General features: G+C 66.3%; 31 protein-coding genes and 2 tRNA genes. 7 read left to right on the forward strand and 26 right to left on the reverse strand.

Features of this window, described 5'->3' with window-relative positions; all coding sequences use genetic code 11:
• The coding region (locus M1L36_RS19265) for a YqjF family protein (protein ID WP_250875362.1) at positions 1-575 on the reverse strand (575 nt) is incomplete at its 3' end.
• Between the two features lie 74 nt (positions 576-649).
• Between M1L36_RS19265 and M1L36_RS19270 the strand changes: the two genes are divergently transcribed.
• Both M1L36_RS19270 and M1L36_RS19275 read left to right on the forward strand, forming a co-directional pair.
• Positions 650-862: a DUF8145 family protein gene (locus M1L36_RS19270; protein WP_250875363.1), complete on the forward strand. Its 213-nt coding sequence runs from the start codon at positions 650-652 to the stop codon at positions 860-862.
• Between the two features lie 61 nt (positions 863-923).
• Positions 924-1,229: a hypothetical protein gene (locus M1L36_RS19275; protein ID WP_250875364.1), complete on the forward strand. Its 306-nt coding sequence runs from the start codon at positions 924-926 to the stop codon at positions 1,227-1,229.
• Between the two features lie 18 nt (positions 1,230-1,247).
• Here the strand turns inward: M1L36_RS19275 and M1L36_RS19280 are convergent, their stop codons facing one another.
• A complete protein-coding gene (locus M1L36_RS19280; RefSeq protein ID WP_250875365.1) occupies positions 1,248-2,222 on the reverse strand; it encodes an aldo/keto reductase in 975 nt (324 codons plus the stop codon).
• Between the two features lie 112 nt (positions 2,223-2,334).
• Between M1L36_RS19280 and M1L36_RS19285 the strand changes: the two genes are divergently transcribed.
• Entirely contained in the window at positions 2,335-2,802 is a 468-nt protein-coding gene (locus M1L36_RS19285) for an SRPBCC family protein (RefSeq protein ID WP_250875366.1), read from the forward strand.
• Positions 2,803-2,890: 88 nt separating this feature from the next.
• On the opposite strand, the gene M1L36_RS19290 is transcribed toward M1L36_RS19285, so the two are convergent.
• The 5 genes from M1L36_RS19290 to M1L36_RS19310 form a co-directional block, all read right to left on the reverse strand.
• On the reverse strand, positions 2,891-3,127 hold the full coding sequence (locus M1L36_RS19290) for a transcriptional regulator (protein ID WP_250875367.1): 237 nt from the start codon (positions 3,125-3,127) through the stop codon (positions 2,891-2,893).
• A 117-nt stretch (positions 3,128-3,244) separates the two neighbouring features.
• Positions 3,245-3,703, reverse strand: a complete 459-nt coding sequence (locus M1L36_RS19295) for a DoxX family protein (protein WP_250875368.1) — start codon at positions 3,701-3,703, stop codon at positions 3,245-3,247.
• 122 nt (positions 3,704-3,825) lie between these two features.
• On the reverse strand, positions 3,826-4,485 hold the full coding sequence (locus tag M1L36_RS19300; RefSeq protein WP_250875369.1) for a helix-turn-helix domain-containing protein: 660 nt from the start codon (positions 4,483-4,485) through the stop codon (positions 3,826-3,828).
• Between the two features lie 96 nt (positions 4,486-4,581).
• Positions 4,582-5,616: a tyrosine--tRNA ligase gene (locus M1L36_RS19305; protein WP_250875370.1), complete on the reverse strand. Its 1,035-nt coding sequence runs from the start codon at positions 5,614-5,616 to the stop codon at positions 4,582-4,584.
• Positions 5,617-5,722: 106 nt separating this feature from the next.
• Positions 5,723-6,178, reverse strand: coding sequence for an SRPBCC domain-containing protein (locus M1L36_RS19310; RefSeq protein ID WP_250875371.1), 456 nt, complete (start codon positions 6,176-6,178; stop codon positions 5,723-5,725).
• A 101-nt stretch (positions 6,179-6,279) separates the two neighbouring features.
• On the opposite strand from M1L36_RS19310, the gene M1L36_RS19315 reads away from it, so the two are divergent.
• Entirely contained in the window at positions 6,280-6,735 is a 456-nt protein-coding gene (locus tag M1L36_RS19315; protein ID WP_250875372.1) for a DUF7960 family protein, read from the forward strand.
• Between the two features lie 34 nt (positions 6,736-6,769).
• Here the strand turns inward: M1L36_RS19315 and M1L36_RS19320 are convergent, their stop codons facing one another.
• The 3 genes from M1L36_RS19320 to mvk all read right to left on the reverse strand — a co-directional run bounded on the left by M1L36_RS19320 (position 6,770) and on the right by mvk (position 9,449).
• Entirely contained in the window at positions 6,770-7,576 is an 807-nt protein-coding gene (locus M1L36_RS19320; RefSeq protein ID WP_250875373.1) for an SDR family oxidoreductase, read from the reverse strand.
• Between the two features lie 161 nt (positions 7,577-7,737).
• Positions 7,738-8,466, reverse strand: a complete 729-nt coding sequence (locus M1L36_RS19325; RefSeq protein WP_250875374.1) for an isopentenyl phosphate kinase — start codon at positions 8,464-8,466, stop codon at positions 7,738-7,740.
• On the reverse strand, positions 8,463-9,449 hold the full coding sequence (gene mvk / locus M1L36_RS19330; RefSeq protein WP_250875375.1) for a mevalonate kinase: 987 nt from the start codon (positions 9,447-9,449) through the stop codon (positions 8,463-8,465). Before mvk ends, M1L36_RS19325 begins: the two co-directional genes overlap by 4 nt.
• Positions 9,450-9,704: 255 nt before the next feature.
• On the opposite strand from mvk, the gene M1L36_RS19335 reads away from it, so the two are divergent.
• Positions 9,705-10,295 (forward strand): COG4315 family predicted lipoprotein, encoded by a 591-nt coding sequence (locus tag M1L36_RS19335; protein WP_250875376.1) that lies wholly within the window; start codon positions 9,705-9,707, stop codon positions 10,293-10,295.
• 147 nt (positions 10,296-10,442) lie between these two features.
• On the opposite strand, the gene rpsB is transcribed toward M1L36_RS19335, so the two are convergent.
• The 14 genes from rpsB to moaA all read right to left on the reverse strand — a co-directional run bounded on the left by rpsB (position 10,443) and on the right by moaA (position 17,656).
• Positions 10,443-11,213: a 30S ribosomal protein S2 gene (gene rpsB, locus M1L36_RS19340; protein WP_250875377.1), complete on the reverse strand. Its 771-nt coding sequence runs from the start codon at positions 11,211-11,213 to the stop codon at positions 10,443-10,445.
• Entirely contained in the window at positions 11,210-12,424 is a 1,215-nt protein-coding gene (eno, locus tag M1L36_RS19345; protein WP_250875378.1) for a phosphopyruvate hydratase, read from the reverse strand. Before eno ends, rpsB begins: the two co-directional genes overlap by 4 nt.
• The gene (locus tag M1L36_RS19350) at positions 12,421-12,600 is read right to left on the reverse strand and encodes a DNA-directed RNA polymerase subunit K (protein WP_250875379.1); all 180 of its coding nucleotides are present in this window, start codon (positions 12,598-12,600) and stop codon (positions 12,421-12,423) included. The genes eno and M1L36_RS19350 overlap by 4 nt, the downstream gene beginning before the upstream one ends.
• Positions 12,600-12,794 carry a DNA-directed RNA polymerase subunit N gene (locus tag M1L36_RS19355; RefSeq protein ID WP_250875380.1) on the reverse strand — a complete coding sequence of 65 codons (195 nt, stop codon included), beginning with the start codon at positions 12,792-12,794 and terminating at the stop codon, positions 12,600-12,602. The genes M1L36_RS19350 and M1L36_RS19355 overlap by 1 nt, the downstream gene beginning before the upstream one ends.
• Positions 12,795-12,805: 11 nt before the next feature.
• Positions 12,806-13,204 carry a 30S ribosomal protein S9 gene (locus M1L36_RS19360; protein ID WP_250875381.1) on the reverse strand — a complete coding sequence of 133 codons (399 nt, stop codon included), beginning with the start codon at positions 13,202-13,204 and terminating at the stop codon, positions 12,806-12,808.
• On the reverse strand, positions 13,198-13,638 hold the full coding sequence (locus M1L36_RS19365) for a 50S ribosomal protein L13 (protein WP_250875382.1): 441 nt from the start codon (positions 13,636-13,638) through the stop codon (positions 13,198-13,200). Before M1L36_RS19365 ends, M1L36_RS19360 begins: the two co-directional genes overlap by 7 nt.
• Positions 13,635-13,982 (reverse strand): 50S ribosomal protein L18e, encoded by a 348-nt coding sequence (locus M1L36_RS19370; RefSeq protein WP_250875383.1) that lies wholly within the window; start codon positions 13,980-13,982, stop codon positions 13,635-13,637. The genes M1L36_RS19365 and M1L36_RS19370 overlap by 4 nt, the downstream gene beginning before the upstream one ends.
• Before the next feature lie 21 nt (positions 13,983-14,003).
• Positions 14,004-14,088: transfer RNA gene (locus M1L36_RS19375), tRNA-Leu, on the reverse strand.
• Between the two features lie 98 nt (positions 14,089-14,186).
• Positions 14,187-14,936 (reverse strand): DNA-directed RNA polymerase subunit D, encoded by a 750-nt coding sequence (locus M1L36_RS19380; protein ID WP_250875384.1) that lies wholly within the window; start codon positions 14,934-14,936, stop codon positions 14,187-14,189.
• Positions 14,937-14,939: 3 nt separating this feature from the next.
• Positions 14,940-15,332 carry a 30S ribosomal protein S11 gene (locus M1L36_RS19385; protein ID WP_250875385.1) on the reverse strand — a complete coding sequence of 131 codons (393 nt, stop codon included), beginning with the start codon at positions 15,330-15,332 and terminating at the stop codon, positions 14,940-14,942.
• Positions 15,329-15,856: a 30S ribosomal protein S4 gene (locus M1L36_RS19390; protein WP_250875386.1), complete on the reverse strand. Its 528-nt coding sequence runs from the start codon at positions 15,854-15,856 to the stop codon at positions 15,329-15,331. The genes M1L36_RS19385 and M1L36_RS19390 overlap by 4 nt, the downstream gene beginning before the upstream one ends.
• Positions 15,856-16,350 carry a 30S ribosomal protein S13 gene (locus tag M1L36_RS19395; protein WP_250875387.1) on the reverse strand — a complete coding sequence of 165 codons (495 nt, stop codon included), beginning with the start codon at positions 16,348-16,350 and terminating at the stop codon, positions 15,856-15,858. The genes M1L36_RS19390 and M1L36_RS19395 overlap by 1 nt, the downstream gene beginning before the upstream one ends.
• 16 nt (positions 16,351-16,366) lie before the next feature.
• Positions 16,367-16,451 (reverse strand) — tRNA-Ser (locus M1L36_RS19400).
• A 212-nt stretch (positions 16,452-16,663) separates the two neighbouring features.
• Positions 16,664-17,656 carry a GTP 3',8-cyclase MoaA gene (gene moaA / locus M1L36_RS19405; RefSeq protein WP_250875388.1) on the reverse strand — a complete coding sequence of 331 codons (993 nt, stop codon included), beginning with the start codon at positions 17,654-17,656 and terminating at the stop codon, positions 16,664-16,666.
• A gap of 188 nt (positions 17,657-17,844) precedes the next feature.
• Between moaA and M1L36_RS19410 the strand changes: the two genes are divergently transcribed.
• On the forward strand, positions 17,845-18,897 hold the full coding sequence (locus M1L36_RS19410; protein WP_250875389.1) for an Mrp/NBP35 family ATP-binding protein: 1,053 nt from the start codon (positions 17,845-17,847) through the stop codon (positions 18,895-18,897).
• Positions 18,894-19,106, forward strand: a complete 213-nt coding sequence (locus tag M1L36_RS19415) for a DUF7976 family protein (RefSeq protein WP_250875390.1) — start codon at positions 18,894-18,896, stop codon at positions 19,104-19,106. The genes M1L36_RS19410 and M1L36_RS19415 overlap by 4 nt, the downstream gene beginning before the upstream one ends.
• Here M1L36_RS19415 and M1L36_RS19420 read toward each other — a convergent pair whose 3' ends face one another.
• Both M1L36_RS19420 and M1L36_RS19425 read right to left on the reverse strand, forming a co-directional pair.
• Positions 19,107-20,114, reverse strand: a complete 1,008-nt coding sequence (locus tag M1L36_RS19420; RefSeq protein ID WP_250875391.1) for a hypothetical protein — start codon at positions 20,112-20,114, stop codon at positions 19,107-19,109.
• Positions 20,111-21,748 carry a hypothetical protein gene (locus tag M1L36_RS19425; protein ID WP_250875392.1) on the reverse strand — a complete coding sequence of 546 codons (1,638 nt, stop codon included), beginning with the start codon at positions 21,746-21,748 and terminating at the stop codon, positions 20,111-20,113. The genes M1L36_RS19420 and M1L36_RS19425 overlap by 4 nt, the downstream gene beginning before the upstream one ends.
• Positions 21,749-21,865 lie beyond the last annotated feature (117 nt).

Below are 21,865 nucleotides of genomic sequence, written 5' to 3' on the forward strand. Positions count from 1 at the left end.
GCGACGCCGTCCGTCGCGGCGTCGACGCCCGCGGTGTAGAACCGGTAGCGCTCGGTGAGGAACGCGGCCCGGTCGGGGTCGGCCAGCGACCCGTCGGTCGGGCCGTACTCCCCGTCGAACGCGAGCGGCGGGGCGTCGCGGTGGGTCCGACGCGAGCGAAACCGGACGCGGGGGCCGTCGCGCGGCCCGTCGTTCGACCCCTCACCCCCTCCGTCGTCGCGCGCGCCGACGTCCCGAATCCGCATCGAGGCGGCGTAGTACGGGAGCCCGAACGCTCGGCGGGCGACGGCGACGCCGAGGCGGTCCCCGGCGTCGAGGTTGAAGAAGTAGATGCCCGGCGTCCCCTCGTGGGTGACGTACGTCCGGAGGTTGAGTTCGCCGAACGAGACCCCGAGCGACGCGGGGACCCCTCGCGGTCGGATGCCCTCCATGCGAAAGCCGACGACGCTCAGCCACGCTCGCCCGTCGTACGTATCGACGTCGAGCCTCGGCGGGAGACGGTGCTCGACGACTGCTGGGTCGACCGGCCAGTGGGCGAACAGCGTGTCGCGCCACGTCATCCTGACGAGCGACATACCACACCTACGCTCGCCCACGGTTTCGGCGTACCGCTCGCGGCGTTTTTCGAGACGGGACCCCTACGGTGCGTATGGAGGTTCCCGACGACGCCCCCGCCACGTGCCCGGTGTGTGAACGGGCGTACGACTCGGTGTCGGTCCACGACTCGGGGCTGATGGTCAACCTGCTCGACAACACGCTGTACCGACGGGTCTGTTTCGACCCCGTCGAGGGTGCGTGCGTCCAGTTCTACCACCACACTCACGACCAGGTCGCCGGCGGGACTGTCAGCGAGCGCGACTGACGGCACGGTTATTCACCTCCGGTCGAACTGTGCCACCACGGGGCACACCTGGTGACTCACCATGACCGATCGAGACAGCGACGCGCGGCGACGAACCGAGGGGACGACCACGAAACGCCGCTGGGCGGAGAGCCTCCGACCGGTGTTCGCGACCGGACAGGAACTGGCGCACCTCGGGGACGCGACGATGCGAACGGCGATGGCGCAGTACCCACCGGCTCGGAGTGGCCGGGAGGTGACGGAGATCGCGCCGTACGGGGCACGCGCCCCCGAGGGCGAGCGAGCTGCAGAGGACGACACGGCGTCGGAAGAGGACGCCTTCGACGACTTCCTCGCGACGTTCGAACCGGACCTGCCGACGCCCTGAGCGGCGTGGCGAGGGGGACTACTCGTGACCGGCGACGCGGACCGGTTCGTAGGGCTCTTCGAGGAACTCCACGTCCGAGTCCGAGAGGTCGATGTCGAGCGCTTCGACGGCCTCTTCGAGGTGTTCGACGCTCGTCGTCCCGACGATGGGGGCGTCGACCCACTCCTTCGAGAACAGCCACGCGAGGCCGATCTGGGCCATCGTCGCGTCCTCCTCGGCGGCGAGTTCCTGGACGCGCTCGTTGACCTCCTTGCCCCCGCCCTCGAAGTACGGGTGCGACCGTGCGTAGGAGTCCGACTTGCCGCGGGTCGTCGCGTCGAACTCCTCGTGTGGGCGAGCGAGGTAGCCCCGCGCCAGCGGCGACCACGGGACGACGCCGACGTTCTCCTGGGCGCAGAACGGGAGCATCTCGCGTTCTTCCTCGCGGTACAACAAGTTGTAGTGGTTCTGCATCGTCGCGAACCGTTCGAGGTTCTCGAGGTCGCTCGTGTGGAGTGCCTCGGCGAACTGGTAGGTGTGCATCGAACTCGCACCGACGTAGCGCGCCTTCCCCCGCCGGACCGCGTCGTCGAGCGCGCGCATGGTCTGCTCGATGGGTGTGTCGTAGTCCCAGCGGTGGGTCTGGTAGAGGTCGACACACTCCATCCCCAGCCTGTCGAGCGAGGCGTCGAGTTGTTGTTCGATGGCCTTCCGCGAGAGGCCCCCCGAGTTGGGGTCGTCGTCGTCCATCTGGAAGAACCCCTTCGTGGCGACGACCTGCTCCTCGCGGCGGCCCTCCAGCGCCTTCCCGAGGACGCGCTCGGACTCGCCGTTCGAGTACATGTTGGCGGTGTCGAAGAAGTTGATACCGAGGTCGATGGCCCGGTCGACGAGTTCGAGGCCCGCCTCCTCGTCGAGCACCCAGTCGCGCCAGTCGCTCGTACCGAAGCTCATACAGCCCAGACAGATGCGCGAGACGGTCGTGCCGGTGTCACCGAGCGTGGTGTACTCCATGAGGGTGGCTCACAGGCCGTCGACATAACTCCCCGGACGGGGGAGACGCCACGGACCGCGGGGACGGGACCGTCGCCCTCGCCGTGAAGGGGGCCGCCGCCGTACACCGGGTATGACACCCTCGCTGTCGCGGACTCCCGACGGGATGCGCGTCGAAGTCGACCGCGTGGTCGACGCGCCCGCCGACGTGCTGTGGGGCCTGCTCCGAGACACGACTCGTTGGCCCGACTGGGGGCCGAGCGTCCGCGCCGTCGACTGCGACGTCCGCTACGTCGAGACCGGGACGACGGGACGGGTCCAACTCGACGCGCCGGGCGGGCCGTGGGCGCGCTTCCGTGTCACCACCTGCGAGGAGTACCGCTGGACGTGGTCGGTGAGTCCGCCGCTGACCGACGCGCTGCGGAACGTGCTCGACATCGGACCGACGCTTCCGGCGACGGGTCACCGCGTCGAGTCGCTCGACGGGGAGCGCTGTCGAGTGGTGTTCGAGATTCCGCCGCTCGCGGCGGGCTACGCGGTGGTGTGTCGGCGAGCGCTGGCGACGCTCGACGAGTTGGCACACGAGCGTATCGAGAAGTGACAGCACACTGCACGAGGCGAGCGCGTCCTGCAGGAGCGCGAGAAGGGTGGGCGCGGCGGTTCGTCGACGACGGGGTCCTCCGGTCGGGCTACCGGGAGACGGAGATGGCGTCGCGTACTCGGCGCAGGTCCTCGCCGATGCCGGCCCCGTCGCACTCGTCGCTCGGGCACTCGTAGTGCCAGCCGTCGCGTGTCGCCCGTCGCTCCGCGAACCGGTCGCCACACTTCCCGCAGAACAACTGCGCGTCCGAGCAGGTGTCGCGGTGCAGTTCGAGTTCGAGTTTCGACGTGAACGTCCGCTTGCAGTTCCTGCAGGTGTGGGTCATACGCTTCCCTCATGCCTGCAAAACAATAATATTACCGTCAGTGGCCGTGTGAAGCCTTCACACAGCCAATCGCGTCACCGCGCGGTACCTCCTCGAACTCCGACGGGACGGGCCCGCTCAGAGCGCCGTCATCTCGACGGCGAACGGCCAGGCCCCACCCCCGAGCGCGAGGAACGCGAGCGCGCCTCCGACGAGCGCGACGTTCTTCAGGAACTGCGTCATCTCGGTCTGCTGTTGCTCCTCGGGGGCGGCCCAGAAGTCGTGCATCGTCGGCGTCGAGACGAGCAGGAACACGGCGAGCGCTCCCGCCCCGAGCACCGGGAACGCGCCGGTGACGACGGAGAGCCCACCCAACAGGAGCATCCCACCGGAGAGCGGGACCATCACCTCGGCCGCCGGGACACCCTTCGCGTCCGCGTAGCCCGCCATCTGGTCACCGTTCAGGAAGTGGTTCAACCCCATGAACGCGAGGACACCACCGAACAGGACGCGCGCGACCAGGAAGACGACCTCGGCGGTCGCCGAGTCGAACGTCGCCTGCAGGAGTACCGCTGTCGAACTGACTTCAGGTTGCATCACGTTACCAGGTACGCGCTGGAACCGACTTATAGTTCAGCGAACCCCGGTGTCAGCGGGTGACGGCAGTGTTACCGGGGAGAACGGGTTCGCGGACGAAAGGGGGAGCAGGGAGACGGGAGTCAGCGATTGGACATCGGACCGACCAGCAGCGCCTCCTGGACGAGCACCTCCGTCCCCCGTCGGAGCCGTTCGGAGAGTGCCTGGTGGGAGATGCCCAGTTCGTCGGCCAGTTCGTCGAGGTCCGTCTCACGCGGCACCGAGTAGTAGCCCTGTTCGCAGGCGTTCGTCAGCGCCTCGTACTGCTCTTTGGTCAGGCCGAACCGGCCCGACGGTTCGCCCTCCATCTCGCGAACGTGCCGAATCTCGAAGGAGAGACCGTGGCTCTCACAGAACTCGTTGGTCTTCGAGAGCGCCTCGCGGTCGGGGTAGAGGATGCGGAACTCCCACTCGCTGGCGTCGGAGTAGGCGTTCATCACCGTCGCTTCGAGTGTCGTCACCATCTCCAGGACGAGGCGGACGTGGTCGACCCACACCATCCGGTAGAGCAGTTCCTCGCCGAAGTCCGCGAGCAGTGAGTACTCTCGGACGTCCGGGTCCTCGTCGAGTGCCGCCTCGAGGTCCTCCCGGGCGACGCTCCGTGCCCAGATGAGCGGCATCACGGCCTCCGTCCCGCTCTCGACGATGCGCTCGCACTCGAACTCCACCTCCGGAACGGTCGAAATCGTCTGCCGGAGCGCGAACTCGTCGGCAGGTATCGCCGCACGAATCACCGTTGCCATGTCGTTAGCAGTGATGCCGGCGGGTGTGATAGTAAAGTTATTCCTCGGCGGCCGACGCCCCGGCAGGCCGGTGACCGAGACCGTCGTCGAGGGCGATCAGTCGTACTGGTCGGGGTAGGCCGTCGCGAGCAGGTCGGAGTCGGCCAGCAGTCGCTCGCGGACGGGGGCGACGGCGTCGGCGATGTGGTCGGCCGTCGCGTTCTTGAGGTCCTGCGGGTGGAGGTCCTCGCTGACGAAGTCGGCTTCGAGCGACTCGTAGTCCTCGTAGACGAGGTCGCCACCGAACTTCTCGGGGCGTTCGACCTGGAACGCCTCGTCCTGCTCTTCGAGTAGCGGGAAGACGAGGTAGCGCGCGTACTCCAGCACGCCGTTGTCCTCGACCTCGCCCATCGGGCAGTACGCCTGCCCTAGTTTCTCGCGGACCGTCTCGCGGTCGTCGGTCAGGTTCACCTTCGAGGCGGCGTCGCTGGCGGACATCTTCCCGCCGGTCAGCCCCGACAGCAGCGGCGCGAACACGCAGACGGGCTTGTCGTAGCCGTAGTCGGGCAGCATCTCGCGGGCGAGCATGTAGATGCCGCGCTGGTCGATGCCGCCGTAGGCGATGTCGGCGTCGAGCGCGGCGACGTCGAGACTCTGCATCAGCGTGTAGACCAGTCCCCCGAGTTTCGGGTTGTCGGACTGGCGGACGACCTCGCTGCCGGCGCGCGTCGCGCGAGAGATGGTCGTGTCGGCGAGCATCCGGTAGAGGTCGAGCGTGTAGGGCTGGTCGAGTTCGAACTCGCGACCCTGGACGAACTCGATGTTCTCGGGGTCCGCGCCGGCCACCTCGACCATCGCCTCGATGGCCTGCTGGTAGTAGTCGGTCCGGGCGTCGAGCAGGTCGAACGGGCTCTTCTCGTCGTCGAGGTGTGCGTGGAGGTCCGCGACGAGCACCGTCACCTCGACGCCCGCCCGGAGGAAGTCGGCGAGTTTCCGGATGGTCGTGAAGTGACCGATGTGCATCTCGCCGGTCGGCGCGTAGCCGATGTACGCGCTCGGCGAGTCGCGTTCGAGAACGTCGAGGAGTTCCTCGTCGGTGACGACCTCTTCGGTGTAGCGGGTCATCAGGTCCCGCCGCTCGGCCGTGTCCATGCCTCCGCTTTCCGTGTCCCGCGCTTAAGCGATTCGACATCCGTACTCGCTGGCGGGGCGAGGAGTGCTTTGTCTCGCGCCGTCGACCGGTCGGTGGGTCGGCCTGTCAGTGCGTCGACTCCGGCGAGGGGTCCGGCGTCCGCAGTCGGTCGAGACGTTCCGCGAGCGCCCAGTTCATCGACTCGTAGGCCGCGGTGTCCTCCTCGCCGGAGACGAACCGCACGAGCAGTCCCGAGAGCCGTTCGTGGTTGACGAGCAGCGTCCGGTCGTCCGCCAGCGGTTCGAGGTCGAACGTGTGTCGCCCCTCGAACAGCCACGACGGCCCCACCGTGCCCACCCACTGGAGCCGTCGCGGCGCGTCGACCGTCGTCACCGTCGGCCGAAACGTCCGGGTCCGGTCGCGCTGGTCGACCGATATCGTCACCCGACTCCCCTCCTGCAGGTCACCGGCCGCCGTCGTGATGTGCGGGTTCCACTCCTCGTAGGCGTCGAGGTCAGCGAGCACCGACCAGACGGCCGACGGCGGCGCGTCGATGACCGTCTCTGATCGAATCGTCCTCATCAATGTGTGTGAACTACCCCCACGGCCAAGAAGCTGTGTTCAGGATGGCGTGAACCACCGGGGCCACAGACGACAAGCCCCCTCGTCCCGTAGCCCCCGACATGTACACGGGCAAGACGGAGAAGCCGTGTTGTCTCTGCGGCGACCGCGACACCGTGACCCGTCTCGACCTCCCACCACGAGCGGTGCGCTCGATGAAGAACTCGGGACCAATCGCGTGGCGCGACATCGTCGGAGAGGTGTCCATCCACTTCTGTGACTCCGACTGGGACCTCGTCACCGACCTCGTCCTCGACACCGGAATGTCGCCGCTCTCGCGGTGTAACGTCGCGCGCGCCTCCTTCGACATCCGCGAGGACTTCGAGGCGCTGTTGAACGACGTCCGGGACGAACCCGACCAGACGCCGACCGAACGCCGGATGCTCGAAGAGGCGACGGAGACCATCGACCGCGTCGAGTCCGAGGGTGTCGAGGCGGTCAACACCCGCGACGCCGTCGAGGCGTACGTCCGCCGCTGGGCGCTCGAAGACGCCGACCGGATGGCGGCCGACGACTGAGCGAGGTCGGCCCGTCCTCCGAACCGTCACGGGGTCAGTACGGTACCGTCGGGAGCGCGTGCCCACCGTCGACGACGAAGTAGCTCCCCGTAACGTACGCCGCGGCGGGACTGGCGAGGAACAGCGTCAGCGGAACGCAGTCGGCGGCCTCGCCGAACCGGTCGGCGGGGATGGTCTCCAGCATCGACGCGGGCAACTCGCCCCCGGCCGCCTCAGCGACGCCCTCGGTCTCGACGATACCCGGTGCGACGGTGTTCGCCCGGATGCCGTGGCCCGCCCACTCGTTGGCGACCGTCTGCATCAGGTTGTGGACGCCCGCCTTCCCGGCCCCGGAGTGGGCGTGGTACGGCGCGCCGCCGACGCTGTTGGTCGCGCCCATCGAGAGAATCGTGCCACCGTCGGTCTCCATCATGTGTTCGCCGACCGCGAGCGTGCAGTACGCCGTCCCGTCGAGGATGGTCCCGACGACCGCCCGCCACCCGTTCGGCGAGAGCGACTCGGTGGGACTGAGGAAGTTCGCGCCCGCGTTGTTCACGAGCACGTCGATACCACCCAACTCGGAGACGACCGTGTCGCGCATCGCCTCGACGGCGTCGTACTCGCGCACATCGACGGTGGTCGCACACGCCTGCACGCCCCGCTGCTCGATATCGTCGGCGACGGGAGCGAGGTGCTCCATCGACCGCGAGGCGACGGCCACGTCCGCACCGTGGTCGGCGAACGCCAGCGCGAGTTCTCGGCCGATACCGGTGCCACCGCCCGTAATCAGCACGCGCTGGCCCTCGAACAGGTCATCGCGGAACACGTCGGTACTCGCGGGCGTCACGGGCCACTCGCTCACCGAGAATCACCCGCGGTCTGTCGCGTCGGGCGCGTGCCCCCGTCGTCGTCGTGGTGCATGGTGACACGCCCGTGACGCTATCGCTTAACTGTGGGTGTCGAGACGGGTACCCACGTCGGGTCGTCGAGACGGATTCCCGCGACTGGTCGCCTGTCCCCCGGTCAGCCGATGCGCGTCCCGACTCGCTCTTCGCGGACGAACGCGTCGAGACCGTCGAGGTCGAAGATGGTCGCGGGGACGTCGAGCGCGAGCAGTTCCTCGACCTTCGCGGCCATCCCGCCGGTGACGTCGGTCGACTCGCTCTCGCCGAGTGCGCCCGCGACCTCGCCGAACGCCCTGATGCGCTCGACGACCTCGTCGTTCTCGTCGTAGACGCCGGGCACCGCAGAGCAGAGGCCGACGCGCTCGGCGTCGAGGCGTTCGGCGAGTTCGACGACCAACTCGTCACCCGAGAGGATGGTCGCGCCGCGGCCCTCGTGGCCGACGACGTCGCCGTGGAGCACCGGGACGAACCCTTCGCGGAGCAGCGTCCGGACCTGCCCGGTCGGGAAGACCAGGTCGGCGACGGTGTTGCGAAAGCCCGCCGAGAACGGGTGGACGGGGACGGCTGGGACGTCCTCGGCGTGGAGCGCGTCCAGCACTTCGCCGTTGAGTCGCGCCATCGCGTCGTGGATGGCGACGACGCCCTCGTACTCCTCGGTGCCCTGCGTCCGGGAGACGTCGTACTCGCTGGCGAAGTGGTGGCCGAACGACCCGCCGCCGTGGACGACGATGAGGTCGTCGTCGACGGCCGCCAGCGCTCGGGCCGCCTGCGTCAGCGACGCCTCGTCGACCGTCTCGGGGGTGTCCTTGTCGGTGATGACGCTCCCGCCGAGTTTGACGATGATCACTCCGCACGCACCCCCTCGCGGTCGAGTTCGGCCCGGAACGCAGACTCACAGCCGGGCGTGTAGCTCAGCGCTGTCTCCGTCGCGGGCGTCTCGTCGAGCGCGACGATACAGCCGCCGCCGCCAGCGCCGGTCAGTTTCGCGCCGAGCGCGCCCGCCTCTCGGGCGGCCCACACCATCGCGTCCAGCGAGCGCGAGGAGACGCCGAGCGCCGACAGCAGGCCGTGGTCGAAGTTCATCAGTTTGCCGACCGCCGAGACGTCGTCCTCCGCCAGCGCGTCCTCCCCCTCCCGGACCACGTCGCCGATGGCCTCGACGGTGTCGGCGGCGAACGCGTACTCGTCGCGCAGCGCGCGAACGCCGGCGACGAGTTCGCCCGTGTCGCCCGCGCCGCCGTCGTAGCCGACGACGAGCGGTAGGTTCGGGACGTCCTCGATGCGCGCACAGTCGTCGCCCTCGACGCGGACGGCCCCGCCCATCGCCGAGCAGAACGTGTCGGCGCGAGAGGCCTGGCCGTCCTGCACCTCGTGTTCGACCCGGTAGGCGCGGTCGGCGACCTCCTCGGGTGTGAGGTCACAGTCGAGTTCACGGGCGGCGGCGTCGATGGCCGCGACGACGACGGCCGCCGACGAGCCGAGCCCCGCTCCGAGCGGGATGTCGCTCTCGACGACCATGTCGAAGCCCGCGTCGGGGGCGTCGGCGACGTCGCGAGCCTGTTCGACAGCGCCGTCCACGTAACCCATCGCCGCCTCGACGAGCGGCGTCGGGACGTTCACGTCCGGCGCGTCGCTCGCGCCGCTGCTGTACTCGACGGTGAACCCGTCGAGCGTGAGGTCGCGAGCTTCGACGCGGAGGCGGTCGTCGTCACGCGACTCGACGGTCACCCGTGCGCGCCGTTCGATGGCGCACGGGACCGCCGGTTCGCCGTAGACGACGGCGTGCTCGCCGAAGAGGTACACCTTCCCCGGCGCACTCGAAACGGTCATACTCGGTACTGCCGGAGCGACCGTTTAAGCGTGTCCGAACGCGACCACGAATCGGCTCCCACCCGACCCGGTCGCTCGCGACCGCTCGACGAGGGAGCGCTGGGTCCAGCAGTGATGTGACGCCCCGGCGGTCGTGGGAGGCTGAGCGGTCGCGGTGGTCGTAGTAATCGCCGGCGGCCGCAGCCAATCGTGACGCACGAGTGAACTGAACAGCGAATCGAAACGTCGATGGTGCTCGGTAACGTACGACTCGATATGCGACGACGGACGTATCTCGCGACCGGGGTGGCGGCGGTAGTCGGCGGTCTCGCCGGGTGTCTCGGCGGCGACGACGGTGACGGGGAGACGACGACCGCACCGGCCGGCCCGTCGGGTAACGGGACGGACGCTGGAGGCGGCGGGACCGGAACCGGTGGGGCGACGGCCGGCGGTGACGCGACGGTCACCGTCGCCACCTCCGAGCAGTACGGCGAGTTCCTCGCCGACGCCGAGGGGATGGCGCTGTACCTGTTCACGAACGACGAGGGCGGAGAGAGCACCTGCTACGACGGGTGTGCGGAGACCTGGCCGCCGCTCACCGTCGAGGGCGAACCGAGCGCCGGCGAGGGAGTCGACGCCGACCTCGGGACGACCGAACGACGGGACGGGGCGATGCAGGTCACCGCCGGCGGCGTCCCGCTGTACTACTACGCCCCCGACGAGTCGCCCGGCGACACCACCGGCCAGGGCGTCGGCGGCGTCTGGTTCCTCCTCGCACCCGACGGGGCGGCCATCGAAGGAGAGGGTGGCGGCGGCGGTGACGAGGGCACGACGAACGGGAGCGGTGGCGGGAGCGACCCTTACTGACGCTACAGACCGAATCGAGAGCGGACGAATGGCTCCGGACGACCCCGGAGCGCTGTCGCTCGACCGGCCGGTCTCCGGACGACACGCACGGGAGCGTCGCCGCTGTGGGGCGCGGTGAACGGAAGAACTGCTAATCGAAAACGCGTTTCAGATGTCGGTCTCGAAGTCCTCCAGCGCGTAGGAGGGTTCGGCACCGCGGTTGTCGAGCGTCTCGTTGGCCAGCAGCCAGTAGACGACCGACAGGGCCTTGCGACCCTTGTTGTTCGTCGGGACGACGAGGTCCACGTTCGACGTGGAGTTGTTCGAGTCACACATCGCGACGACGGGGATGCCGACCGTGATGGCCTCCTTGACCGCCTGGGCGTCGCCGATGGGGTCGGTGACGACCACGACGTCCGGTTCGATGTAGCCGTCGTACTGCGGGTTCGTCAGCGTGCCGGGGATGAACCGGCCCGTGCGAGCGCGTGCGCCGACAGCGTCGGCGAACTTCTCGGCCGGGAACCGACCGTACTGGCGCGAACTGGCCACGAGAATCTGCTCGGGGTTGTAGTTCGCGAGGAACCGCGCGGCCGTGCGGATGCGGTCGTCGGTCTGGGAGACGTCGAGCACGTACAGGCCGTCGGTCCGGACGCGGTGGATGAACCGCTCCATGTCCTTCGTCTTCTGCTGGGTCCCGATGTGGGCACCGGCAGCGAGGTAGTCCTCGACGGGGATGAGGAGGTCGACCTCGTCGTCGGGCATGACGTCTTCGTCGAGCACCGGTTCGACGTCCTCTTCGGTCTCCTCGGTCTCGGCGGCGGCCTCGGGGGCCGCGTCGGGGGCGTCTGCTTCGGCCGCTTCCTCGGCGGCGGGCGTTACTTCTTCGTCGGACTCGGCGGTCTCCTCGACCTCTTCGAGCCCTTCTTCGTTGTCGCTCATGCGTTTTCCTCGATTCTGATCAGTTCGTTGAGTTTCGCGGTTCGCTCGCCGCCGACCGCGCCCGTCTTGATGAACGGGGCGGCGGTCGCCACGGCCAGGTGTGCAATCGTCGTGTCCTCGGTCTCCCCACTGCGGTGGGAGACGACGGCGTCGTACCCGTGTTCGCGCGCCAGTTCGATGGCGTCGAACGCCTCCGAGAGCGTGCCGATCTGGTTGGGCTTGACGAGGATGCTGTTGGCCGCACCCTCCTCGATGCCCTCCTCCAGTCGCTCGACGTTCGTGACGAACAGGTCGTCACCACAGACGAGGCAGTCTTCGCCTGGGTGCCCGCTGGCACCGACCTTCTCGGTCAGCGCGGCGAAGCCCTCGTAGTCGTTCTCGTCGAGGGGGTCCTCGACGTAGACGAGGTCGTACTGCTCGACGAGGTCGGCGATGTAGTCGACCTGCTCGTCGGGCGTGCGCTCGGTGTCCGAGTAGACGTACGTGCCGTCCTCGTACAGTTCGGTGGCGGCGACGTCGAGACCGAACCGAATCTCGAAGCCGACCTCCTCGGCGACCTGCGAGACGGCCTCGGCCATCACGTCGAACGCTTCGGCGTCGTCGATCGAGGGTGCCCACGCGCCCTCGTCGCCCTTCGCGGCGGCCTCGCCGCGCTCGGCGAGGATGTCGCGCGCCGCGCCGTGGACGGCCGCGTTGGCGAACACGGCGTCGGCCACACTGGGCGCGCCGACGGGTGCGGCGAGGAACTCCTGGATGTCCGTCGCGTCGGCGGCGTGTTCGGCGCCGCCGATGACGTTCCCGAGCGGTGTCGGGAACTGGTTGCCACGGAACGCACCACCGAGGTGCTGGTACAGCGGTGCGCCGAGCATGTCGGCACCCGCCTTCGCCGCGGCCATCGAGATGGCGACGGCGCTGTTGGCACCGATCTCCGAGAAGTCGTCGGTGCCGTCGGCCTCGCGCAGCACGTAGTCGACCGAGCGCTGGTCGCCGGCGTACACCTGCCCCTCCAGCCGAGGGACGGCGAGTTCGCGGGCGTTCGCGATGGCCTCCTCGGCGGGCAACTCGATGGCCTCGTACTCGCCGGTGGACGCGCCGGAGGGTGCGGCCCCGCGGCCGAACCCACCGCTCTCGGTGGAGACGTCGGCCTCGACCGTCGGGTTGCCCCGCGAGTCGAGGATACGGCGCAGTCGCACCTCGGTGATGAGCGTCACTGTTGCCCCCTGATGACGGTGAACGGCAGTGCGCCCGCGTCGTACTCCTCGGCGGCGACCAGGATGGGTTCGGTCTGCTCGGAGTCGACGAGCACGGGTGCACCGTAGGACACCTGCAGCGCTCGCGCGCCGATGATGCGGGCCTTCTCGTAGCGGTTGTGGTCCTGTCGTGCCATCACTGGTAGGGTGCGACGATGTCGACGAGGTCCTTGTGCGAGACGAGCATGCGTCGGCAGCACGGCCGGTCGACGCCGAGTTCGTCGAGCACGTCGGCAGGGTTCTCGTCGCCCTCCTTCGTTCGCTGCTTGAACTCCTCCCAGTGTTCACCCACGACTTTGCCGCACGTGAAACACCGGACGGGGATCATCATGATTGAGTCACCTAGCGGTAGGACTTCTGGTAACGCGCCCGTGCACCGGGGCCGCCCCACTTCTTGGACTCGGCCTGACGGACGTCGTTGACCAGCAGCGAGCGGTCGAACGTCATGTACGCGTCGCGCAGTTCGGCGTCGTTCGTGAACTCGACGAGTCCACGAGCGATTGCGGTGCGGGCCGCGTCGGCCTGCCCCATCACGCCGCCACCGGAGACGTCGACTTCGACGTCCACGGTGTCACGGAGCTCCTCCTCCGCGATGCGGAACGGTTCGAGCATCTTCAACCGCGCCATCTCCGGCTCGGTCAGCTCGACTGGCTGTGCGTTGATGCGCACCCGGCCCTGGCCCTCGCGGACCGTCGCCCGGGCGATTGCGGTCTTCTTCTTGCCACTCGTGTTGGTTACCATGTGACGTTGGCCCCGATCTGGTCGCTGATCTCGCCCAGCGTGACGAATTTGATGTTCGACAGACGGTCGAGGGAGGTGCCGTCGAGGATGACGGCCTCCTGGTCCTCGTACGGGTTGCCCACGTACGTTCGGACGTTCTCGAACGCCTCGCGCCCGCGGGGGGTCTTGTACGGGACCATGCCGCGGATGGCGCGCTTGAAGAGGCGGTCGGGACGACGCGGGTAGTACGGACCCTGGTCGGAGCCGACCTCGACGCGCTTTCGGTAGACCGACAGCACGTCCTCCTCGTCGCCGGTGATGATGGCCTGCTCTGCGTTGACGACGGCGACACGCTCGCCGTCCATCACGCGCTGGGCGACCTCGCTGGAGACGCGACCGAGGATGCAGTCTCGGGCGTCGACGACGACGTCGGCGTCGAACTCGGCGACGCTCATCGGATCACCCGGACGTTGGAGCCCTCTGGGTTCTGTTCGATTGCCTGTTCGAGGTCGATGGCCTCACCGACCTGACTGATCTTCGTGCGGGCCGTCCCGGAGAAGTCGACGGCAGCGACGGTGACGTCCTTGCGGAGCGCACCACTGCCGAGGACCTTCCCGGGGACGATGACGGTCTCTTCTTCCTGAGCGTACCGTTCGATACGCCCGAGGTTGACCTCCGCGTGCGTTCGCCGTGGCGATTCGAGCCGGTCGGCGACGTCGCCCCACACCGCGGCACCGCTGCGTGCGGCGGCCTTACAGTCGGCGATGAGACTCTGGAGTCTCGGGTTCGTCTTACTCATTGTTCTGAATTGTGAGAGAAATGCAGGGAGCAGGATTCGAACCTGCGGACCCCTGAAGGACGGCGCCCTGAACGCCGCGCCGTTGGCCAGACTTGGCTATCCCTGCGCGTTTGTACTGTGTGTCGTTTCCCGTAAAACCCCTTTCGGTCCGTCGGCTCTGCGGGGCCTGCGTCATCACCACGGGGTTGGGGGTTCGGGACATCGTTACAACTGGACCGCTTCTTCGAGTTCGTCTGCGCGTGCGTACAGCGAGTCGACGGCTTCGAGCACCAGTTCGGGCGCGCTCATCGACCCGTCGGTCTCGACGTCGAAGACGAACGCGCCGGGGACGTCCTCGACGCGCACCTCCTTACCGGGGTACCGGTTCCGGAGGTCGTTGCCGAACTCCTCGGTCGGAACGAGCTCGCCGTCCTCCTCGATGACACCGCGGAGGATCTGTGGGTCGTCGTCCGCGAACTCGCCGAGGTCACCGACGACTTCGACGGTCTGGAGGTGACGGTAGCCGACCGCGACCCCGCCCTGGTGTTTGGCGTGGGTCTTGCCGTGGTCGAGCACCGCTTCGGCCTCCAGTTCGAGGCGCTGGCTCTCCTTGAGGTCGATGATGGGGACGTTCTCGTCCGCCGGGGCGACCATCCCGTCGGCCGAGACGAGGTCGCCGGAGTACGCCGTCGCCGGACCCTGCACGTCGAGCGCGAGGGTGACGGTCTCGCCCTCCTCGAACTCGCCGGGCGGGGTCGTCAGCGGGACGAGCCCCAGACGAAGCCCGATCATCTCGTCGAACATCACCGACGAGTTCTCGATGACGCGTAGCTCGTCGATCGAGAGCGTCGGGACGTCCGCGATCATCGCTCGGCGGATGCCGTTGGCGAACGCGGGCGTGACGCCACGGACGACGAACCGGGCGTCCCGGTCGTCCTCGGAGCGGTCGATGAACTCCACGTCGAACTCACTCATGGCTCAGAACCCGCTGTTCTTCGGCGGTCGGGTCCCGTCGTGGGGGATCGGCGTGACGTCCTCGATGCGACCGATCTCGAGGCCCGCACGTGCGAGCGCTCGGATGGTCGCCTGCGCGCCGGGACCGGGGTTCTTCTGCAGGTTGCCCCCCGGACCGCGGACGCGGACGTGGACGCCTTCGATGCCCTGCGCCATGATGTCCTCGGCGACCGTCTCGGCCATCTGCATGGCCGCGTACGGCGACGCCTCGTCGCGGTTCTGCTTCACGACCGTCCCACCGGAGGACTTCGCGAGCGTCTCCGCGCCCGTCTCGTCCGTGATGGTGATGATGGTGTTGTTGAACGATGCGTGGACGTGTGCGATGGCCCAGCGGCCCTCGGGTTCCTGTTGGCTCATTCTTGACCCTCCGCGCGGGCGGGGTGCAGGTCGTCCGCCAGCGGACTGTTCTCGTCGAACTCGATGGTGTCTTCCTCGCTGGTCGTGACGGTGTACGACGGAATCGTCACGCGCGAGTCGCTCACGACGACGTGGCCGTGGACGATGAACTGTCGTGCCTGGGTCGGCGTGCTCGCCAGCCCCTTGCGGTACGCGACCGTCTGGAGGCGGCGTTCGAGCACGTCCGTGACGTCGAGCGACAGGATGTCGTCAAGGGAGTCGTTCTCCCCGAGGATACCCTTGCGCTTCAGACTGGCGAGGAACTCCTCGCCGGCCTCGGCGGCGGCCTCGGCGTCACCCTGGGACTCGCCGAGCAGTCGGCGGGCCTCACGGCGGTAGTCGCGCAGTTCGGACTGCGCCTTCCAGAGCTCCTCCTTGTTCGTCAGGCCGTAGCGGCCGGTGAGACCGGACTCCTCGGCGATACGCTCGCCCTGGTAGGGGTGGTTCGGGGTCTCGTAGAGCTTGGTGTTCTGTCCGAGCGTCATCACTCAGCCTCCTGCTCTTCTTTGATGGCTTCGACGTTCACACCGATGGTCCCCTCGGAGCGACCGGTGGACTTCGTGCGCTGCCCACGGACTTTCTGGCCGCGTTTGTGACGGACGCCCTTGTAGGAGTCGACCATCTGCATCCGGTTGATGTCCTTCCGTCGGGACATTTCGAGCTCGTTGCCGACCTCGTGGGTGGTCTCGCCGGTGTAGTAGTCGCTCTGGTGGTTGGCGAGCCACGTCGGGATGCTGTCGGCGTACTGCTCGACGGCGTCGACGACGTTCTGGATGACGTCGTCCTCGAGGCGGCCGAACGTCGCCTTGCGGTCGACGTCTGCTTTCTCACAGATGATGCGGGCGGTTCGTCGCCCGATACCGTTCATCTCGCTGAGCGAACGCTCGACGGTCTTGGTGCCGTCGAGGTCCGTCTGACCGATACGGACGAAGTAACGAATGTCGTCGTCTTCTTCGCCCTCGGGTTGTTCCTGGCTCATGTGTTGTGGATTCGGACGTCGTGGCGGGGATTCGAACCCCGGAGGCTTGACGCCACTGAGTTAGCAACCCAGCGCCTTGGGCCGAGCTTGGCTACCACGACTCGCGTTTCGTATCTTCGCGTCGGACACCGCGTCCGCACTCGGGAGCCGACCTCCCTACACTGATTGCGTTCGTACGAACCCAGTGCCGACACTTAAACACACCGAATCGGGAGACCCATGAGAGAGTGCGACAGCCCCTCGCCTTCGGGGAGAACGGCCCGTCGGCTGGAGGAGCGATACGATACTCGAGGAGAACGACCGCCCCGACGGCTCAGTCGGCGTCGGCGGGCATCCCGAGGTACTTCTCGTTGACCACCCACTCGTCGTCGTCGTCGCGGACGAGGTACTCGCCGTAGTACGGCACCCTGTTGGCGACGACCTCGCGGAACGCCTCGCGAATCTCCGGTTTCGTCATCTCGCCCATCGGCCGCAGGTCGTCGTTGCGGTTGAGACAGCCCTTCAGGTACCCTTGGTGTGTGACGCGCACGCGGTGGCAGTTCGCACAGAACGACTCGTTGCCCACCGGGTCGACGATCTCGACCATCCCCCCCTCGGAGGAGTCCGTCTCGCCGACCCAGTACCGTCGTCGGCCGTGCATCTCGCGGCGCTCGACCCGGTCGGCCTGCTCTTCGAGCCAGTCGTGGACCCGCTGGATGTCGATGGCCCACTCCGGTCGACCCGCCAGTTCGGGCATGTACTCGATGAGCTGCAACTGGAGGCCGTCGTTCTCGGCGACGTAGTCGACCATCTCGGGGACGTAGCCCGCGGTCTTCTCGAAGACGACCATGTTGAGTTTGACAGGGGTCAACCCCGCCTCGACGGCCGCTTTCACGCCCGCGACGACGTCGTCGTACGCGCCGCTCTTGGTCAACTCGCGGAACGCCTTCGGGTCGAGAGCGTCCTGCGAGACGTTCACCCGGTCGAGGCCCGCCTCGACCAGCGCCTCCGCACGTCCAGGGAGGTACGTGCCGTTGGTGGTCAGGGACGTCTCCATCGAGTCGGGCGTGCGCTCGATGATCTCTTCGAGGTCCTGGCGGAGCATCGGTTCGCCGCCCGTGAACTTCGCCTTCTCGACGCCGAACTCCTCGGCGACCTCCAGGAACCGAACGACGTCGTCGGCGGTCATCTCGTCGTCCTGTGCCTCCATCGGCCCACGCGTGTCCCCCAGCCCCTCGTTGTGGCAGTAGACGCAGTCGAAGTTACACCGGTCGGTGAGAGAGAGACGGACGCCCGTGACCTCGCGGCCGAACTCGTCCGAGAGCATACCCGTCCGTTCCCGTCAGGCGGCTTAAACCCGCGCCCGGTTCGACGGCCGACGTAACTACAAGCGGTTACCCACGACGACGGCGAAAACCGCCCGACGTTGTCTCATCGCAGATATATCGCCGCCGACTCCGCACGTAGCCACGGACGTTCACAACCCTTATCGGCCGAACGCGACGTATCACGGCTATGAACGAAGCGGACGTTCGCGACCGCCTGCGCTCGGTCGAGGACCCGGACCTCGGCGACGACATCGTCTCGCTCGGCTTCGTCAACGACGTCACCGTCGACGACGACACCATCTACGTCTCGCTCGCACTCGGCGCGCCGTACTCCCCCACCGAGACGACTATCGCCGACGCCGTCCGCGAGGCGCTCGCCGACGCCGACCGCGACCTCTCGCTGTCGGCCGACGTCGAGACCGCAGACGACCTCGACGCCACGGAACAGGTCCTCCCTGAGGTCACCAACATCGTCGCCGTCGCCTCCGGGAAGGGTGGCGTCGGCAAGTCGACCGTCTCGGTCAACCTCGCTGCCGGTCTCGCCGACATGGGCGCACGCGTCGGTCTGTTCGACGCCGACATCTACGGCCCGAACGTCCCCCGGATGGTCGACGCCGACCAGCACCCCGAGGCGACGCCCGAGGACACCATCGTCCCCCCCGAGAAGTACGGAGTGAAGCTGATGAGCATGGCCTTCCTCGTCGGCGAGGACGACCCCGTCATCTGGCGTGGCCCGATGGTCCACCAGATTCTCACACAGCTCTGGGAGGACGTCGAGTGGGGCCACCTCGACTACCTCGTCGTCGACCTCCCGCCCGGCACCGGCGACACGCAACTCACGCTCCTCCAGTCGCTCCCGCTCGCCGGGTCGGTCATCGTCACGACTCCTCAGGAGGTCGCGCTCGACGACGCCCGTAAAGCCCTCAGAATGTTCGGCAAGCACGACACCGCCGTCCTCGGCATCGTCGAGAACATGTCCTCGTTTCGCTGTCCCGACTGCGGGTCGGACCACGCCATCTTCGGCGAGGGCGGCGGCCGACGCTTCGCCGACGAGGTCGACATGCCGTTCCTCGGCGACCTCCCCCTCGACCCCCGCGTGCGCGAAGGTGGTGACTCCGGCCGCCCCATCGTCCTCGACCAGGAGAGCGCGACCGGCGACGCCTTCCGCGAGATGGTCGCCAACGTCGCCAACAACACCGGCATCCTCCGCCGTCGTCAACACCAGCAGGCGACTCGATGAGCGTCGAGAAGGACCACGAGCGCGCAGAACTGGTGCGTGAAATCGCCGAGGAGGTCCGTTCGGAGAGCTCCGAGAGTAAACAGCTCTCGGCGATTCTCTACCGCGTCAGCGACCTCTACGACCCCGACGAGGACACCTCCCCCGAGGAGATCTATCTGAACGTCAAGTACATCATGCAGATCAAAGAGCAGGGCGGCATCGACCGGTAGTCAGCGTGCCCGACGGACGAGGAACGCCAAGCCGAGTAGTGCGGCGAAGGCTACGCCCGGGACGACGACCGGTACTCCCCCGACCTCGTTCCCGTCGCTCGCCCGTTCGAAGAACCCCGGTCGGTCGACGCTGCTGTTCTCGTACCGATAGGCGTCTTCGCTCCACGGCCCTTCGATAGCCGTGTACGACTCGTTCCACGTGCTCGTAGTCCCGTTGACTCGACCCTCGAACCCGACCTGATCGATGCCTCCGCTACTGTCGTTCAGGTCGTACGCGTACAGACGGGCCTCGCCGACGACGACCGAGTCGGGGTCGTCGAGGAGTTCGACGGTTACGTTTGTAGACTCGCCAGGGTCAGCAGTTGGTAGATACAGACTCCCATCGGTCCCTGAGGTATGTACCATCAACTTCGTTGGGTAGCGTTGGTCTGATGGATTTGTCACAGTGATATTCACGACTACTGATTTCTCACCGTCGATACTGCCGCTTGAAACGCTCGTGTCTGCAATATAGGGTGTTGGCACGGTGGTTGAGTTTGTGGCATCGATTTCACGAGTGAACGTGAAACTTCGTGCAGCGCCATAGGTGGACACTCTAATTTCGTGCGATGTCTCAAGCGCGTTGAGCGCCGACTGGATTTTTATTGTCGTGTTCGAGGTTTCGCCGGAACCTAATTGATGATTTGTATTACGGATAGTTGCACCATCTACGGTCACAGATACCCCTGAATATTGCCGACTGCTTGTCGGGTTTGTGGCTTCAATTGTGAGATTATGGCCGTCGTTATTGAAATATAGTTTGTACTGAATTCCGAATTCAGAGACCATCTCTTTCTCTGTAGATAATTCGAGTGAACCCTTCGTATCCTCAACACCGATTGCTACGGAACTGGTGATGAGTCCAGTGGCAACTAGCAATACTATGGTAAATCTCCCAATCAGCCGCATAATCTTCCTGCTCACCTCCGTATTTAAATTACTTTCTTTTAGAAACGAAGATAGACTCATTGGCTTCCCTCCGTTTCACGCGTTCGTTCCTCGATTTCGTCCTCGCCTACGACACCCCGACCCACGAACTCGGTCGTGAACTCGTCGACCACTTTTCCGGTCTTGAATCCCGCGTTGCTCGTGCGGTATCGGATGACGTCACCGCTGACGGTCGCACGCGTCTCGACCACCATGCTCTCTGCGGTGTACGCTGGTCTGACGACGTGGTCGGTCACCTGACGTTCCATCGTCCAGTGGCGGGTCGTTCGCTCCGACCCGATTCGGACGTCGGCGCTTGCCGATGCCAGCCGTCTCGCACTCTCTTCGTCGGAGACTGTGGTGTAGTGCTGCCACTCGTATCGAGCGGGTTGAACGACAGTCGTGTGCTCGGCGACGTACGTCTTGTCGACATCGACGTCCCAACTCACGTACTCGTGGCGGTACTCCGTCGTGTACTCCGCCGGATCGGTGAGTGTGCGTCGAACGTCCCCGGTCGCCGAGTGACTGTTCGACACTCTCGACTGCGCCCAGTAGGTGTGGGTCTTCTTCCGCGTTACGAGACGGGTGTAGGTCTTCTCGTAGCAACCAATGCCAGGTAGGCACTGGCGGGTCGTCGTCTTCTCCGGTTCGAGTTCGGTCGTCGTATACTCGTACTCGCGTTCGACGCTGTACTCTGCAGCGTCCGTCTTCACTCTCCGACTCTCGCCGGTGAACGCGTACCCACGCGTTCGCTTCCACGAGACGGTCGTCTCTTGCGTTCGGGTACGAGTCGTCCGCACGCCGGCCTGCCGCCACTCAGGATGGACCCGCAGAAACGTTCGACGGTACGACGACGAACCGAACGTCCGGGTGTCCGTCTGTACGATTTCGTTCTGTGTTTTGACGCGCTGCTGGAGCACGTAACCGGTCGTCTCACTCCTCGTCCCCGCAACGTGGTACCCCGAGTTACGTAACTGAATCATCTCGGCACGAGTGTCTACATCGACGGTATCGACGCTCCGTTCTCTGATCAGGTACCGAACGTCCGAAACTCGGAAGCCGGAGCGTTCAGTCCGCTGTGCTTCGGTGAGTTCGATTGTCGGCAGTGAAGTTGCCTCGCGAGCCATCTGAGGCCGTGCCTCGTTGTACAGCACGATTCGCGAGTCGTTGTTCGCGAGCGCACTGGCGGGGAGTTTGACCGTGCCTCTGAACAAGAACTCGTTCTCCTCGTCGGTTGAGACGCTTTTCCATTCGGCTACACGTCCTGGTGCTCCTCGTAACTCTGCTCCAACACTGAGGGATGCAGTGTTTCGCTGGAAGACGACTCGCTGTGTTTCGATTTGGATAGATACGGTGTCATCTGGCCCGAATGGCTCTTTTCCTTCGATGGTAGTACTCGATACCTCTGGGACGAACGCATCTCTTAGGTCCCAGTTGTGCTTGACTTCGTTTCCGTATCCATCTCGCAGTACTAGCCGCCCAGACTCCCACGCATCGAGACGTGCAACCTCTCCAGATTTCGTAGTCGGTTCTGCTTGCAGTTCCCAGCCGAATCGAAGGCGGCTGTCGTCAGGGTCGAACGAATCGCTCGCGTTGACGATAATCGGCTCCGTGAAATCGATGGGCCGCTGAGGAACACCTTCTGGGCCATTAATTTCCGCCCCGTCGTTCCGCATCGTAAGTCGAAGTTCGGGTTCACTTGGGGTTACCCTGAATTTAGACGTGGAATTCACTGAGATTGAGCCATAGTTTAGATTATCGAATTTCCAGGTATAACCGATAATGTGGGGATT

The organism is Halomarina rubra, assembly GCF_023699475.1.
Lineage (GTDB): Archaea > Halobacteriota > Halobacteria > Halobacteriales > Haloarculaceae > Halomarina > Halomarina rubra.

Coding starts and splice junctions, on each gene's coding strand:
- rpsB (WP_250875377.1), bottom strand. CDS start 11,213: ATGAGCGACAACGAAGAAGGGCTCGAAGAGGTCGAGGAGACCGCCGAG.
- M1L36_RS19425 (WP_250875392.1), bottom strand. CDS start 21,748: ATGCGGAACGACGGGGCGGAAATTAATGGCCCAGAAGGTGTTCCTCAG.
- M1L36_RS19305 (WP_250875370.1), bottom strand. CDS start 5,616: ATGGACACGGCCGAGCGGCGGGACCTGATGACCCGCTACACCGAAGAG.
- M1L36_RS19415 (WP_250875390.1), top strand. CDS start 18,894: ATGAGCGTCGAGAAGGACCACGAGCGCGCAGAACTGGTGCGTGAAATC.
- moaA (WP_250875388.1), bottom strand. CDS start 17,656: ATGCTCTCGGACGAGTTCGGCCGCGAGGTCACGGGCGTCCGTCTCTCT.
- M1L36_RS19290 (WP_250875367.1), bottom strand. CDS start 3,127: ATGACCCACACCTGCAGGAACTGCAAGCGGACGTTCACGTCGAAACTC.
- M1L36_RS19385 (WP_250875385.1), bottom strand. CDS start 15,332: ATGAGCCAACAGGAACCCGAGGGCCGCTGGGCCATCGCACACGTCCAC.
- M1L36_RS19390 (WP_250875386.1), bottom strand. CDS start 15,856: ATGACGCTCGGACAGAACACCAAGCTCTACGAGACCCCGAACCACCCC.
- M1L36_RS19410 (WP_250875389.1), top strand. CDS start 17,845: ATGAACGAAGCGGACGTTCGCGACCGCCTGCGCTCGGTCGAGGACCCG.
- M1L36_RS19280 (WP_250875365.1), bottom strand. CDS start 2,222: ATGGAGTACACCACGCTCGGTGACACCGGCACGACCGTCTCGCGCATC.
- M1L36_RS19360 (WP_250875381.1), bottom strand. CDS start 13,204: ATGGTAACCAACACGAGTGGCAAGAAGAAGACCGCAATCGCCCGGGCG.
- M1L36_RS19365 (WP_250875382.1), bottom strand. CDS start 13,638: ATGAGCGTCGCCGAGTTCGACGCCGACGTCGTCGTCGACGCCCGAGAC.
- M1L36_RS19300 (WP_250875369.1), bottom strand. CDS start 4,485: ATGGCAACGGTGATTCGTGCGGCGATACCTGCCGACGAGTTCGCGCTC.
- M1L36_RS19310 (WP_250875371.1), bottom strand. CDS start 6,178: ATGAGGACGATTCGATCAGAGACGGTCATCGACGCGCCGCCGTCGGCC.
- M1L36_RS19355 (WP_250875380.1), bottom strand. CDS start 12,794: ATGATGATCCCCGTCCGGTGTTTCACGTGCGGCAAAGTCGTGGGTGAA.
- M1L36_RS19350 (WP_250875379.1), bottom strand. CDS start 12,600: ATGGCACGACAGGACCACAACCGCTACGAGAAGGCCCGCATCATCGGC.
- M1L36_RS19270 (WP_250875363.1), top strand. CDS start 650: ATGGAGGTTCCCGACGACGCCCCCGCCACGTGCCCGGTGTGTGAACGG.
- M1L36_RS19370 (WP_250875383.1), bottom strand. CDS start 13,982: ATGAGTAAGACGAACCCGAGACTCCAGAGTCTCATCGCCGACTGTAAG.
- M1L36_RS19380 (WP_250875384.1), bottom strand. CDS start 14,936: ATGAGTGAGTTCGACGTGGAGTTCATCGACCGCTCCGAGGACGACCGG.
- M1L36_RS19295 (WP_250875368.1), bottom strand. CDS start 3,703: ATGCAACCTGAAGTCAGTTCGACAGCGGTACTCCTGCAGGCGACGTTC.
- M1L36_RS19395 (WP_250875387.1), bottom strand. CDS start 16,350: ATGAGCCAGGAACAACCCGAGGGCGAAGAAGACGACGACATTCGTTAC.
- mvk (WP_250875375.1), bottom strand. CDS start 9,449: ATGACCGTTTCGAGTGCGCCGGGGAAGGTGTACCTCTTCGGCGAGCAC.
- M1L36_RS19420 (WP_250875391.1), bottom strand. CDS start 20,114: ATGAGTCTATCTTCGTTTCTAAAAGAAAGTAATTTAAATACGGAGGTG.
- M1L36_RS19285 (WP_250875366.1), top strand. CDS start 2,335: ATGACACCCTCGCTGTCGCGGACTCCCGACGGGATGCGCGTCGAAGTC.
- M1L36_RS19335 (WP_250875376.1), top strand. CDS start 9,705: ATGCGACGACGGACGTATCTCGCGACCGGGGTGGCGGCGGTAGTCGGC.
- M1L36_RS19315 (WP_250875372.1), top strand. CDS start 6,280: ATGTACACGGGCAAGACGGAGAAGCCGTGTTGTCTCTGCGGCGACCGC.
- M1L36_RS19275 (WP_250875364.1), top strand. CDS start 924: ATGACCGATCGAGACAGCGACGCGCGGCGACGAACCGAGGGGACGACC.